Source organism: Escherichia sp. WS338 (assembly GCF_046486405.1).
Lineage (GTDB): Bacteria > Pseudomonadota > Gammaproteobacteria > Enterobacterales > Enterobacteriaceae > Escherichia > Escherichia coli.
In genome coordinates, this window is the sequence record NZ_JBJQLL010000002.1 from 277,086 (window position 1) to 290,827 (window position 13,742).

At 51.6% G+C, this 13,742-nt stretch carries 14 protein-coding genes and 1 pseudogene; 7 read left to right on the forward strand and 8 right to left on the reverse strand.

Features of this window, described 5'->3' with window-relative positions; genetic code table 11:
- The 4 genes from ACJHWT_RS02665 to yfbV form a co-directional block, all read right to left on the reverse strand.
- Complete coding sequence (locus tag ACJHWT_RS02665; protein WP_001012889.1) at positions 1 to 1,833, reverse strand: SLC13 family permease; 1,833 nt, start codon at positions 1,831 to 1,833, stop codon at positions 1 to 3.
- A gap of 86 nt (positions 1,834 to 1,919) precedes the next feature.
- Positions 1,920 to 2,570, reverse strand: coding sequence for a hexitol phosphatase HxpA (gene hxpA, locus ACJHWT_RS02670; RefSeq protein WP_001203399.1), 651 nt, complete (start codon positions 2,568 to 2,570; stop codon positions 1,920 to 1,922).
- 10 nt (positions 2,571 to 2,580) lie between these two features.
- Positions 2,581 to 3,075 (reverse strand): YfbU family protein, encoded by a 495-nt coding sequence (locus tag ACJHWT_RS02675; protein WP_000426124.1) that lies wholly within the window; start codon positions 3,073 to 3,075, stop codon positions 2,581 to 2,583.
- 83 nt (positions 3,076 to 3,158) lie between these two features.
- On the reverse strand, positions 3,159 to 3,614 hold the full coding sequence (yfbV, locus tag ACJHWT_RS02680) for a terminus macrodomain insulation protein YfbV (protein ID WP_000106627.1): 456 nt from the start codon (positions 3,612 to 3,614) through the stop codon (positions 3,159 to 3,161).
- Between the two features lie 337 nt (positions 3,615 to 3,951).
- Here yfbV and ackA point away from each other — a divergent pair, with 337 nt between their 5' ends.
- From ackA to yfcC, 3 genes are all read left to right on the forward strand, one after another.
- The gene (ackA, locus tag ACJHWT_RS02685; RefSeq protein ID WP_000095707.1) at positions 3,952 to 5,154 is read left to right on the forward strand and encodes an acetate kinase; all 1,203 of its coding nucleotides are present in this window, start codon (positions 3,952 to 3,954) and stop codon (positions 5,152 to 5,154) included.
- A gap of 74 nt (positions 5,155 to 5,228) precedes the next feature.
- Positions 5,229 to 7,373, forward strand: coding sequence for a phosphate acetyltransferase (pta, locus tag ACJHWT_RS02690; RefSeq protein WP_000086716.1), 2,145 nt, complete (start codon positions 5,229 to 5,231; stop codon positions 7,371 to 7,373).
- 189 nt (positions 7,374 to 7,562) lie between these two features.
- Positions 7,563 to 9,083, forward strand: a complete 1,521-nt coding sequence (gene yfcC, locus ACJHWT_RS02695) for a putative basic amino acid antiporter YfcC (protein WP_001274493.1) — start codon at positions 7,563 to 7,565, stop codon at positions 9,081 to 9,083.
- A gap of 32 nt (positions 9,084 to 9,115) precedes the next feature.
- Here yfcC and yfcD read toward each other — a convergent pair whose 3' ends face one another.
- The 3 genes from yfcD to yfcF are packed head-to-tail and all read right to left on the reverse strand — an operon-like array spanning position 9,116 to position 10,967.
- On the reverse strand, positions 9,116 to 9,658 hold the full coding sequence (gene yfcD / locus ACJHWT_RS02700) for an NUDIX hydrolase YfcD (protein WP_000437935.1): 543 nt from the start codon (positions 9,656 to 9,658) through the stop codon (positions 9,116 to 9,118).
- Between the two features lie 57 nt (positions 9,659 to 9,715).
- Positions 9,716 to 10,267 (reverse strand): phosphodiesterase, encoded by a 552-nt coding sequence (gene yfcE, locus ACJHWT_RS02705; RefSeq protein ID WP_000772452.1) that lies wholly within the window; start codon positions 10,265 to 10,267, stop codon positions 9,716 to 9,718.
- 55 nt (positions 10,268 to 10,322) lie between these two features.
- On the reverse strand, positions 10,323 to 10,967 hold the full coding sequence (gene yfcF / locus ACJHWT_RS02710; protein WP_000042447.1) for a glutathione transferase: 645 nt from the start codon (positions 10,965 to 10,967) through the stop codon (positions 10,323 to 10,325).
- A gap of 135 nt (positions 10,968 to 11,102) precedes the next feature.
- Here yfcF and yfcG point away from each other — a divergent pair, with 135 nt between their 5' ends.
- From yfcG to ACJHWT_RS02725, 3 genes are read left to right on the forward strand one after another with little or no spacing between them, the layout of a single operon-like run.
- Positions 11,103 to 11,750, forward strand: a complete 648-nt coding sequence (yfcG, locus tag ACJHWT_RS02715; RefSeq protein WP_000566487.1) for a GSH-dependent disulfide bond oxidoreductase — start codon at positions 11,103 to 11,105, stop codon at positions 11,748 to 11,750.
- A 56-nt stretch (positions 11,751 to 11,806) separates the two neighbouring features.
- Positions 11,807 to 12,169: a dihydroneopterin triphosphate 2'-epimerase gene (gene folX, locus ACJHWT_RS02720; protein WP_000068457.1), complete on the forward strand. Its 363-nt coding sequence runs from the start codon at positions 11,807 to 11,809 to the stop codon at positions 12,167 to 12,169.
- A gap of 20 nt (positions 12,170 to 12,189) precedes the next feature.
- Positions 12,190 to 13,083, forward strand: coding sequence for a TIGR01777 family oxidoreductase (locus ACJHWT_RS02725; protein ID WP_000706601.1), 894 nt, complete (start codon positions 12,190 to 12,192; stop codon positions 13,081 to 13,083).
- Between the two features lie 47 nt (positions 13,084 to 13,130).
- On the opposite strand, the pseudogene ACJHWT_RS02730 reads toward ACJHWT_RS02725, so the two are convergent.
- Positions 13,131 to 13,631: pseudogene (locus ACJHWT_RS02730) on the reverse strand (Rpn family recombination-promoting nuclease/putative transposase); the annotation flags it as partial.
- Between the two features lie 55 nt (positions 13,632 to 13,686).
- Here ACJHWT_RS02730 and ACJHWT_RS02735 point away from each other — a divergent pair.
- On the forward strand, positions 13,687 to 13,742 hold a 56-nt coding region (locus ACJHWT_RS02735; protein ID WP_097491765.1), incomplete at its 3' end, for an IS1 family transposase.

The following is a 13,742-nucleotide window of genomic DNA, read 5'->3' on the forward strand; positions in this document are numbered from 1 at the left end:
TCAAAACGGAAACAGCATCGGGATCATCACCACACAAACCGCCATCACGATAATGGTGAACGGTACCCCCAACTTCACAAAGTCACTGAAGCTGTAATTTCCCGGGCCTAAAACCAGTGTGTTAACAGGTGAAGAAACCGGTGTCATAAAGGCGGCGGATGCTGCCATCGCCACGACCATCGCAAATGGATAAGGCGACACACCCATCGTTTTGGCAGCAGCCAGCGCAATCGGAGCCATCAACACCGCCGTTGCGGTATTAGAGATAAATAGCCCAATAACCGCCGACAAGACAAACAAACAACCCAGCATCATATGTGGCCCGTAACCGCCGCCAATGTCCATCAGCCCTTTCACCGCCAGCGCGACACCTCCCGTTTTCTGTAATGCCACAGCAAACGGCATCATCCCAACGATCAAAATAATGCTCGGCCAGTGTATGGATTTATAGGCGCTTTCAGCATCGATACAGCGGAATTTCCCCATCAGCAGGCAGGCGATGATAGCGGCAACAGGATTAGGAATTTCATCGGTCAGCATTAACGCCACCATTAGCACCAGACAGAAAATCGCATGGGGTGCCTGGCTGTGCGCGGGCGATGCTTCACTCACCTCTTCCGGTAAGTTCAGCGCTACGAAGTCGCGGCCCTGTTTGGCCAGCATACCGATCAGTTTCCAGTTACCCACAACCAGGATGATATCGCCCAGCAGCAGAGGCTCATCCGCCAGCGAACCTTCCATCGCCTCGCCATTGCGCTTTAGCCCCACCACATTCAGTCCGTAGCGGGTACGAAAACCAATTTCGCGCACCGATTTACCAATAAGTTCAGACTCAGGAATTAATGAAATCTCTGCCATGCCCACATCAAGGGCCTGGTCAGAAAAATACTCGCCGCGCAGTACCATCGGCTCCAGCAATTGCTCACTACAAAATTGCCGGAGATCGACATCAGCCGCAGACATATCAATAAGCAAAACGTCACGCGCGCGAAATTCAGAAACCCCATTAACGTTCACGATAACGCGACGAAAACGCCGCCAGCGTTCAACACCGATGACGTTAGCGCCATAACGCTCACGTAATTTGAGATCGTCCAGCCGTTGACCAATCATTGGCGAACCGGGGCGAATAGCCAGACGACGCGCACGCCCGGTCAGTCGATATTCACGGATAAGATCGCGAAAGGTTCGACGCGTCCAGCCTTCGCGCTGCGGGGTCTGGGTATCCCCTTTCAGCATGAAACGCATCACTAACATATACAAAATACCCAGCACCAGCACGACCAGGCCAATAGGTGTTACGCTAAAGAAACTGAAGCCGTGATAGCCTTCACGCAGCAATTCACTGTTGACTACCAGGTTCGGCGGCGTCGCCACCAGCGTCATCATGCCGCTAATCAGCCCGGCAAAACTCAACGGCATCATCAGGCGCGACGGCGAAGTTTGCATACGCATGGCAACGCTTAACACCACGGGAATAAAGATAGCGACAACGCCGGTTGAACTCATAAACGCGCCAAGCCCCGCGACGGTCAGCATCAACAAAACCAACATTTTGATTTCACTGTTGCCCGCCACTTTGACCAGCCATGTCCCCATTACAGTGGCAACACCGGTACGGACCAAACCATCGCCAATAATAAACAAGGCGGCAATCAGGACAACGTTAGGATCGGAAAAGCCGGAAAATACTTCGGGGACCGTCAGCGTTCCGCTTAATGCAAACGCGACAATAACAAACAAAGCGACCGCATCCATACGCACTCTGCCCGTCGCAAACAAGACGATGGCAACGGCCAGTAATGAAAGAACCCAAATCAATTCACCGTTCACAACTTATCCTTGTTAATTGAGGGGGATGACTTGATTCTGCCATAAAAAAGCCCCGACGAGACGGGGCTAAATCATGATCAGGTGTTTCACTGAATAATAACATCGCCATTTGGCTGTTTGGTCACAGTAATTTGCTCCAGACTGTGGAGGACCAAATCGACCTCATTCAGGCGCGGGGTATCTGCCGGAGCGTTAACCGCAATGACATGGCAACCCGCCGCCAGGCCAGAAAGCACGCCAGCGGGAGCATCTTCCACCACTACACACTCCTGCGGCGCAAGCCCCAGCAGCTGCGCGCCTAGCAGATACGCATCAGGTTCTGGTTTTCCGCGCTTCACTCGCTCAGCGGTCACAAACACCTCTGGCGCGGGAAGCCCAGCTATTTTATGGCGCGCTCGCGCTACCGGCATGGAGCCAGAAGTCACAATGGCCCACGGAATACCTGCTTTATTCAAATGATTGAGTAAGGCGATTGCCCCCGGAAGTGCGGTAATACCCTCGGTTTCCGTGGCCTCGATTTGCTCCAGACGCGTAAACTCGGCGGCAATATCAGCCTCGGATTTGCCCGCCATAAAATGGCGCAAAGAGGTGATCGCCTGTTTACCGTGAATAAAAGCCAGCACCTCTTCCGGCGCTAACCCATGACGTCTGGCCCAGTTGCTCCACGCCCGTTCTACCGCAGGCAGGGAATCCACCAGCGTTCCATCAAGATCAAACAGAAAACCTTTGCACCGCACGCGGGCCTCCTCAGGCGTTGATAATTTGATTAATTTCGTTGGCGCTCAAATGGTACTGACGCGGGCAGGCATGCCACACATTAAGCATGCGCTGATATTTTTCCCACATTGGCGTCTGGGCGTTAAAACCGTGAGTTCCGGCATCAAAATGGGTATAGCGTCCTTCCACATTAACCATAAAGCGGACATAACCGAGGTAACGTGCTTCAGTGGCGGCGTCAAAGCCGAGGAAGGTGACACGACGTTCATCGATGGATTGCTGGTCCTGCAAATTAGACCAGGAAACATGCAACGCATGATACATCTCCATAATGTCGATGATAGTGCGGCAGGTTTCTTCTTTCAGCTCGCCAAACTCGCGATCCAGTTCACGCATCTGTAATCCATAACCACGCTCAATGATTGTTTGCAGGCGACGGTAACGTTCAGCATTTGCCGGATCGAGCATAGTCATCATCTTGTACTGGTTAGACAAAATAAGACGTTGCGCGTTGGTCATTTCCATTGTTGACTCCTGTATCACTCTACTACGGTGAAAAAAAAAGAAGGCTGAGTATGCCTTCTTTTATATGCGTAATCAGGGGTCAATTACAAATCATCAAGGAAAGTTTTATCCAGTTGTTTGAAGGCGCGCTTAAGCGTGTCAGCTAATGCCTGGTAATCAGGCTTGCCTTCAACGGGTGCCAACACCTGTCCAGACTCCTGCAATTTACCGCGAACTTCATAAAACCAGTTAAGGATTGCAGGGGGTAATGGCGTTACAGAACGTTTGCCCAGCCACCACAATCCCTGCATGGGTAAACTTAAGGCGAACAGCGCAGTGGCAACTGCCGGCCCAAGCTGACCGCCCAGGGCAATCTGCCAGCAGAGAGTAAATACGGCGATCGGCGGCATAAAACGGATCGCATAACGCGTCATCTTGATAACGCGATTTTCGACAAAGACCGGGGCAAGGCGTTTTTCCAGCGGCCACGTCTTTGAGTAATGCTGTCCCCGGCGAAACAAGCTAAAAAAATTAACAGAACGATTATCCGGCGTTGACATGCTTCACCTCAACTTCACATATAAAGATTCAAAAATTTGTGCAAATTCACAACTCAGCGGGACAACGTTCAAAACATTTTGTCTTCCATACCCACTATCAGGTATCCTTTAGCAGCCTGAAGGCCTAAGTAGTACATATTCATTGAGTCGTCAAATTCATATACATTATGCCATTGGCTGAAAATTACGCAAAATGGCATAGACTCAAGATATTTCTTCCATCATGCAAAAAAAATTTGCAGTGCATGATGTTAATCATAAATGTCGGTGTCATCATGCGCTACGCTCTATGGCTCCCTGACGTTTTTTTAGCCACGTATCAATTATAGGTACTTCCATGTCGAGTAAGTTAGTACTGGTTCTGAACTGCGGTAGTTCTTCACTGAAATTTGCCATCATCGATGCAGTAAATGGTGAAGAGTACCTTTCTGGTTTAGCCGAATGTTTCCACCTGCCCGAAGCACGTATCAAATGGAAAATGGACGGCAATAAACAGGAAGCGGCTTTAGGTGCAGGCGCCGCTCACAGCGAAGCGCTCAACTTTATCGTTAATACTATTCTGGCACAAAAACCAGAACTGTCTGCGCAGCTGACTGCTATCGGTCACCGTATCGTACACGGCGGCGAAAAGTATACCAGCTCCGTAGTGATCGATGAGTCTGTTATTCAGGGTATCAAAGATGCAGCTTCTTTTGCACCGCTGCACAACCCGGCTCACCTGATCGGTATCGAAGAAGCTCTGAAATCTTTCCCTCAGCTGAAAGACAAAAACGTTGCTGTATTTGACACCGCGTTCCACCAGACTATGCCGGAAGAGTCTTACCTCTACGCCCTGCCGTACAACCTGTACAAAGAGCACGGCATCCGTCGTTACGGCGCGCACGGCACCAGCCACTTCTATGTAACCCAGGAAGCGGCAAAAATGCTGAACAAACCGGTAGAAGAACTGAACATCATCACCTGCCACCTGGGCAACGGTGGTTCCGTTTCTGCTATCCGCAACGGTAAATGCGTTGACACCTCTATGGGCCTGACCCCGCTGGAAGGTCTGGTCATGGGTACCCGTTCTGGTGATATCGATCCGGCGATCATCTTCCACCTGCACGACACCCTGGGCATGAGCGTTGACGCAATCAACAAACTGCTGACCAAAGAGTCTGGCCTGCTGGGTCTGACCGAAGTGACCAGCGACTGCCGCTATGTTGAAGACAACTACGCGACGAAAGAAGACGCGAAGCGCGCAATGGACGTTTACTGCCACCGCCTGGCGAAATACATCGGTGCCTACACTGCGCTGATGGATGGTCGTCTGGACGCTGTTGTATTCACCGGTGGTATCGGTGAAAATGCCGCGATGGTTCGTGAACTGTCTCTGGGCAAACTGGGCGTGCTGGGCTTTGAAGTTGATCATGAACGCAACCTGGCTGCACGTTTCGGCAAATCTGGTTTCATCAACAAAGAAGGTACCCGTCCTGCGGTGGTTATCCCAACCAACGAAGAACTGGTTATCGCGCAAGACGCGAGCCGCCTGACTGCCTGATTTCACACCGCCAGCTCAGCTGGCGGTGCTGTTTTGTAACCCGCCAAATCGGCGGTAACGAAAGAGGATAAACCGTGTCCCGTATTATTATGCTGATCCCTACCGGAACCAGCGTCGGTCTGACCAGCGTCAGCCTTGGCGTGATCCGTGCAATGGAACGCAAAGGCGTTCGTCTGAGCGTTTTCAAACCTATCGCTCAGCCGCGTACCGGTGGCGATGCGCCCGATCAGACTACGACTATCGTACGTGCGAACTCTTCCACTACGACGGCCGCTGAACCGCTGAAAATGAGCTACGTTGAAGGTCTGCTTTCCAGCAATCAGAAAGATGTGCTGATGGAAGAGATCGTCGCAAACTACCACGCTAACACCAAAGACGCTGAAGTCGTTCTGGTTGAAGGTCTGGTCCCGACACGTAAGCACCAGTTTGCCCAGTCTCTGAACTACGAAATCGCTAAAACGCTGAATGCGGAAATCGTCTTCGTTATGTCTCAGGGCACTGACACCCCGGAACAGCTGAAAGAGCGTATCGAACTGACCCGCAACAGCTTCGGCGGTGCCAAAAACACCAACATCACCGGCGTTATCGTTAACAAACTGAATGCACCGGTTGATGAACAGGGCCGTACTCGCCCGGATCTGTCCGAGATTTTCGACGACTCTTCCAAAGCTAAAGTAAACAATGTTGATCCGGCGAAGCTGCAAGAATCCAGCCCGCTGCCGGTTCTCGGCGCAGTGCCGTGGAGCTTTGACCTGATCGCGACTCGTGCGATCGATATGGCTCGCCACCTGAATGCGACCATCATCAACGAAGGCGACATCAATACTCGCCGCGTTAAATCCGTCACTTTCTGCGCACGCAGCATTCCGCACATGCTGGAGCACTTCCGTGCCGGTTCTCTGCTGGTGACTTCCGCAGACCGTCCTGACGTGCTGGTTGCCGCGTGCCTGGCTGCCATGAACGGCGTAGAAATCGGTGCCCTGCTGCTGACTGGCGGCTACGAAATGGACGCGCGCATTTCTAAACTGTGCGAACGTGCTTTCGCTACCGGCCTGCCGGTATTTATGGTGAACACCAACACCTGGCAGACTTCTCTGAGCCTGCAGAGCTTCAACCTGGAAGTTCCGGTTGACGATCACGAGCGTATCGAGAAAGTTCAGGAATACGTTGCTAACTACATCAACGCTGACTGGATCGATTCTCTGACGGCCACTTCTGAGCGCAGCCGTCGTCTGTCTCCGCCAGCGTTCCGTTATCAGCTGACTGAACTTGCGCGCAAAGCGGGCAAACGTATCGTTCTGCCGGAAGGTGACGAACCGCGTACCGTTAAGGCAGCCGCTATCTGTGCTGAACGTGGTATCGCAACTTGCGTACTGCTGGGTAATCCGGCAGAGATCAACCGTGTTGCAGCGTCTCAGGGTGTAGAACTGGGTGCAGGCATTGAAATCGTTGATCCAGAAGTGGTTCGCGAAAGCTATGTTGGTCGTCTGGTCGAGCTGCGTAAGAACAAAGGCATGACCGAAACCGTTGCCCGCGAACAGCTGGAAGATAACGTGGTTCTCGGTACGCTGATGCTGGAACAGGATGAAGTTGATGGTCTGGTTTCCGGTGCTGTTCACACTACCGCAAACACCATCCGTCCGCCGCTGCAGCTGATCAAAACTGCACCGGGCAGCTCCCTGGTATCTTCCGTGTTCTTCATGCTGCTGCCGGAACAGGTTTACGTTTACGGTGACTGTGCGATCAACCCGGATCCGACCGCAGAACAGCTGGCAGAAATCGCGATTCAGTCCGCAGATTCCGCTGCGGCCTTCGGTATCGAACCGCGCGTTGCTATGCTCTCCTACTCCACCGGGACTTCTGGTGCTGGTAGCGACGTAGAAAAAGTTCGCGAAGCAACTCGTCTGGCGCAGGAAAAACGTCCTGACCTGATGATCGACGGTCCGCTGCAGTACGACGCTGCGGTAATGGCTGACGTTGCGAAATCCAAAGCACCGAACTCTCCGGTTGCAGGTCGCGCTACCGTGTTCATCTTCCCGGATCTGAACACCGGTAACACCACCTACAAAGCGGTACAGCGTTCTGCTGACCTGATCTCTATCGGACCGATGCTGCAGGGTATGCGCAAGCCGGTTAACGACCTGTCCCGTGGCGCACTGGTTGACGATATCGTCTACACCATCGCGCTGACTGCGATTCAGTCTGCACAGCAGCAGTAATCTCGTCATCATCCGCAGCTTTACGCTGCGGATATCTGAACCGGAAATAGTCACTATTTCCGGTTTTTTATTCTCTTAATTTGCATTAATCCTTTCTGATTATCTTGCTTAACTGCGCTGCATCAATGAATTGCGCCATCTCAATTTGCATACTTACCACTTTGTTTTGTGCAAGGGAATATTTGCGCTATGTCCGCAATCACTGAATCTAAACCAACAAGAAGATGGGCAATGCCCGATACGTTGGTGATTATCTTTTTTGTTGCCATTTTAACCAGCCTTGCCACCTGGGTAGTTCCGGTGGGCATGTTTGACAGTCAGGAAGTGCAGTATCAGGTTGATGGTCAAACAAAAACACGCAAAGTCGTAGATCCACACTCATTTCGCATTCTGACTAACGAAGCAGGCGAACCTGAGTATCACCGCGTACAGCTGTTCACGACGGGCGATGAACGCCCGGGCCTGATGAACTTCCCGTTTGAAGGGTTAACCTCAGGATCGAAATACGGGACAGCCGTTGGCATCATCATGTTTATGCTGGTGATTGGCGGCGCGTTTGGCATTGTGATGCGTACAGGAACCATTGATAACGGTATCCTGGCGCTTATTCGCCATACCCGCGGAAATGAAATTCTCTTTATTCCTGCGCTCTTTATTCTGTTTTCACTTGGCGGCGCGGTATTTGGTATGGGAGAAGAGGCCGTCGCCTTTGCCATTATCATCGCACCGCTAATGGTCCGGCTGGGCTATGACAGTATTACCACCGTCCTGGTGACCTATATCGCCACGCAAATCGGTTTTGCCAGTTCGTGGATGAACCCGTTTTGTGTGGTTGTTGCTCAGGGGATTGCCGGCGTTCCGGTGCTTTCTGGCTCCGGGTTGCGCATCGTGGTGTGGGTTATCGCCACTCTGATTGGCCTGATCTTTACCATGGTGTACGCCTCACGAGTGAAAAAGAATCCTCTTCTGTCACGCGTGCATGAGTCCGACCGCTTCTTTCGTGAAAAGCAGGCGGATGTTGAACAACGTCCGTTTACCTTTGGTGACTGGCTGGTATTGATTGTCCTGACCGCCGTAATGGTCTGGGTGATTTGGGGCGTGATCGTTAATGCCTGGTTTATTCCAGAAATTGCCAGCCAGTTCTTCACCATGGGTCTGGTGATTGGCATCATCGGCGTTGTTTTCCGCCTTAACGGCATGACGGTTAATACCATGGCTTCATCCTTTACCGAAGGGGCGCGAATGATGATCGCCCCTGCCCTGCTGGTGGGTTTCGCCAAAGGGATTTTGCTGCTGGTCGGTAATGGTGAAGCGGGTGATGCCAGCGTGTTAAATACCATCCTCAACAGCATTGCCAATGCCATTAGCGGTCTGGATAACGCGGTCGCGGCCTGGTTTATGTTGCTCTTCCAGGCGGTATTTAATTTCTTCGTGACATCTGGTTCTGGTCAGGCGGCGTTAACCATGCCGTTACTGGCACCGCTTGGCGATCTGGTCGGTGTAAACCGTCAGGTTACCGTTCTGGCGTTCCAGTTTGGTGATGGCTTCAGCCACATCATTTACCCGACCTCAGCTTCGTTAATGGCAACGCTCGGTGTTTGCCGGGTGGACTTCCGTAACTGGCTGAAGGTGGGCGCGACACTGCTTGGACTGCTGTTTATTATGTCCAGCGTCGTGGTGATCGGCGCTCAGTTGATGGGCTACCACTAAAAATGTTAAGAGCCGCAATTGCGGCTCTTTTTTCATTCTGCCGTTTCAGTCTCTACGGCTTCATTTTTGGCATTGCGCTTCATCCACAACGCCAGCGCTTTCAGCGAGTCTGGAGTGAACTCATCGCAGCGTGCGGTGATTTCTTCCGGCGTCAGCCAGCAAACTTCGCTGACTTCATCTTCCTGTAGGGCGAAGGGACCGTGAGAGACGCAGCTGAACAACGCGCCCCAGACACGGCAATTTTTATCTTCGAAATAGAACTGCCCGTGCTCGGCAAAGGGGACACCGGCAATGCCCAACTCTTCTTCCGCTTCGCGACGCGCGGATTCCAGCAGTTGCTCATCGGCCTGGACTACACCGCCTGCGGTCGCATCTAACATGCCGGGTAAAAAGTCTTTTGTCTCGGTACGACGCTGGACCAGAATTTTGCCCATGCCATCATGCACGACGATGTAAGTTGCACGATGACGCAGACACTGTGCCCGCATTTGTTCCCGGCTGGCTTGTGCAATGACTTCGTTCTCTTCATTGACAATATCCACCCATTCAGTACTTGCCAAACGACGCTGTTCCATTATCAGGAAACCTTCTTTTTCTGGCGCTCTTACGGCGCATTTTGAGTTGTGGGTAAATTACGGATTAATCGCGACCTGCGCAATGATACTTTGATCATTGAGTGCGATTACACTAAGTACGTCATTATCCAGCATGCCATAACTCGCCGGATTACCGCCTTTAGGAATACTCACCGAGCCGGGGTTGAAGTGGAAAATCTCCCCCCGCTGTTCTGCCACTGGCAGATGGGTATGACCGTACACCAGCACATCGTTCTGGTTTAAAGCAGGTAGGTTTTCCGGGCCAAACAGATGACCATGCGTCAAAAACAGACGTTGTTTTTCCAGTAATACCTGTTGCCACGGCGCGGTTATCGGGAAATGCAAAAGCATTTGATCCACTTCGCTGTCGCAATTGCCGCGCACAGCGATAACCTTATGTGCCACTTCATTAAGCCGTTCAGCGACTTTGGCTGGCGCGTAACCCTCCGGTAAAGCATTACGCGGGCCGTGATTCAACACGTCGCCAAGGATCACCAGCCACTGGGCACCACTTTGGGCAAACAACTCCAGAACACGTTCCGTCGCCGGTAACGACCCATGAATGTCCGATGCAAACATCAGTTTCATCACTCACTCCTCGTCGAAAAAACGTAAGCTATGATACTGGATTCTGTCGTTGCTATCAGCCAGATTGCTTCGCCGAAAGAGCAATAAAACGCTGGACAGACGCTCGCTGCCACTGGAATGTTGCATAATCCACCAGGCGTTCTGGCACCTCATCGCCATGTAGTACCAGGCGGTTAATCATTAGCGCCAGATCAGTATCAGCAATGCACCATTCACCAAATAAATTCGGCTGACCCAGTGCTAACAAATGTTCTGCCATCGCGAACAGTTTCTCTGCACTGGCTTTTCCCTCCGCCGTTAATGGCGCTTTTTTCGCACCCGCAAAAACGACATCTGTCGAACGTTCTTCGCGGATGGGCATCAGATCGCTACGCAGCCAGGCCTGAATCTGTCGTGCACGCGCACGATTTTCTAAATCAAGCGGATAAATGCGTTCCCAGGTCGGTGGCGCAAATCGATCTTCCAGATACTCCGCAATGGCAGAAGATTCACTCAACTCAAAATCATCGATTTGTAATAACGGCACACGGCGTGTCTGACCGTAACCTTGCCACGTCGGCTGCAAATGTTCACCGCTGTCGAGGTCGATGGTCTTGATATGAAACGACAGGCCTTTTTCCTGCAACGCCACCCAGGCGGATAACACATAAGGGGAGAAAAAATGGGCATCTGACCAAAGCGTGATAGCGGGTTTACTCATTATGACCTCGGCAATAAAGGGGGCTGGCTATCAAACTATAGAGCCTTTTTGTCACTGTCACGTGACGAATACTCACGCAAGTCGCCGCGCTTTCTATACTTGTGGTGTTCAGATGATTAGACAACCGGAGCTGCAATGATCGATCTCTATTTCGCCCCGACACCAAATGGTCACAAAATTACGCTGTTTCTCGAAGAAGCAGGGCTGGATTATCGCTTGATAAAGGTAGACCTGGGGAAAGGCGGTCAGTTTCGCCCGGAATTTTTGCACATTTCGCCTAACAACAAAATTCCGGCAATTGTTGATCATTCTCCAGCCGATGGCGGCGAACCGCTAAGCCTCTTTGAGTCTGGTGCCATTTTGTTGTATCTGGCTGAGAAAACAGGACTCTTTTTGAGTCATGAAACGCGTGAGCGCGCCGCCACATTACAGTGGTTATTCTGGCAGGTAGGCGGACTGGGGCCGATGCTTGGGCAAAATCATCATTTTAATCACGCAGCCTCCCAAACCATTCCTTACGCTATTGAACGTTATCAGGTTGAAACTCAGCGTCTGTACCATGTACTGAACAAGCGGCTGGAAAACTCGCCCTGGCTGGGTGGCGAGAACTACAGCATTGCGGATATTGCCTGCTGGCCGTGGGTTAATGCCTGGACTCGCCAGCGAATTGACCTCGCAATGTATCCGGCAGTCAAGAACTGGCATGAGCGGATCCGTTCGCGCCCTGCCACTGGGCAGGCACTGCTAAAAGCACAACACGGTGATGAGCGTTCGGATAGTTAACAGAAACAGGTTCTCGTGTATTATTTCATCCTAAGTAAAACAACGGAGAACCTGCAATGGCACAACCTGCCGCTATTATTCGTATAAAGAACCTTCGTTTACGTACGTTTATCGGAATTAAGGAAGAAGAAATTAACAACCGTCAGGATATTGTTATCAATGTGACTATCCACTACCCCGCCGATAAAGCGCGCACCAGCGAAGATATCAACGATGCGCTGAATTATCGCACCGTGACGAAAAACATTATTCAGCATGTAGAGAATAACCGTTTCTCTTTGCTGGAAAAATTAACTCAGGATGTGCTCGATATCGCACGTGAACATCACTGGGTGACGTATGCTGAAGTGGAGATCGATAAACTGCACGCGCTGCGCTACGCCGATTCGGTATCCATGACCTTAAGCTGGCAGCGTTAACCGCCATATCGGGAGGCTGCATGAAGATAGTGATCACCGGAGGGACAGGATTAATTGGTCGCCATTTGATTCCACGTTTGCTGGAGCTGGGCCATCAAATCACGGTAATGACGCGTAACCCGCAGAAAGCCAGTTCTGTTCTCGGCCCTCGGGTGGCACTATGGCAAGGGCTTGCCGATCAAAGCAACCTCAACGGCGTTGATGCGGTAATCAACCTGGCCGGAGAACCGATTGCTGATAAACGCTGGACTCACGAGCAAAAAGAGCGTCTCTGCCAAAGCCGCTGGAATATCACGCAAAAACTGGTCGATTTGATTAATGCCAGCGACACGCCGCCGTCGGTACTCATTTCCGGCTCGGCAACGGGCTATTATGGCGACTTAGGTGAAGTGGTGGTTACCGAAGAGGAACCGCCGCATAACGAATTTACTCATAAACTCTGCGCCCACTGGGAAGAAATTGCCTGCCGGGCGCAAAGTGACAAAACGCGAGTGTGCCTGCTGCGTACCGGCGTAGTGCTGGCACCGGATGGCGGTATTCTCGGTAAAATGCTGCCGCCGTTTCGTCTTGGCCTGGGCGGGCCGATTGGTTCCGGTCGGCAGTATCTGGCCTGGATTCATATTGATGATATGGTCAACGGCATTCTCTGGCTGCTGGATAACGAGCTGCGCGGGCCATTTAATATGGTTTCGCCCTACCCGGTACGCAATGAACAATTTGCCCATGCGCTCGGTCATGCTCTGCATCGCCCGGCTATTTTGCGCGTCCCCGCAACCGCCATTCGGCTGTTAATGGGCGAATCTTCAGTACTGGTATTAGGTGGACAACGCGCGCTGCCTAAACGGCTGGAAGAAGCGGGTTTTGCGTTTCGTTGGTACGATTTAGAAGAGGCGCTGGCGGATGTCGTTCGCTGATGTGGTTTACTGCAAACATCCGCCAGTTAACTCCCGGTGTTACAGGGTTAGTGGCTTTGCGCGATAAGATCGTCTGGTGAAAGTCGGGTCACCATCATAACTAACTCTCGGTCTAAACCTCTCTCCAGCATCTCCTGAGCAATACGCAGGGCTTCTTCGCGTTTGCCAAGAATTAATCCATCATTCCGCCCTTCTTCACGTAATCTGTCAGCAATAGTCATCAGTTTCTCCTTTTCTTGTGGTGCGCGTTCCGCTATCTCACCAATAAATGCACGGAAACGCTGGGCATCCCCCGTTTGTAATACGTAATTAAACAGGGCTTTTAGCTGTCTGTCATTAGTGTTCCCTGTAACTAGCAGCGAAACAATTTGGTCGACTAATCCCAACAGATCGCGCTGACGAATATGTTTCTGAATTAACTCCAACAGCGCCATTTTGCGATGTTGCATAATCTCGTCATCCGGCACCACGGTAATATCCACCAGCGGAAAAGCCGATGAATAAATTTTGCGGGCTATAGCAGGCTCGGCAAATTCATCAAGCCAGCAGGTGATGCTGCCAACTTACTGATTTAGTGTATGATGGTGTTTTTGAGGTGCTCCAGTGGCTTCTGTTTCTATCAGCTGTCCCTCCTGTTCAGCTACTGACGGGGTGGTGCG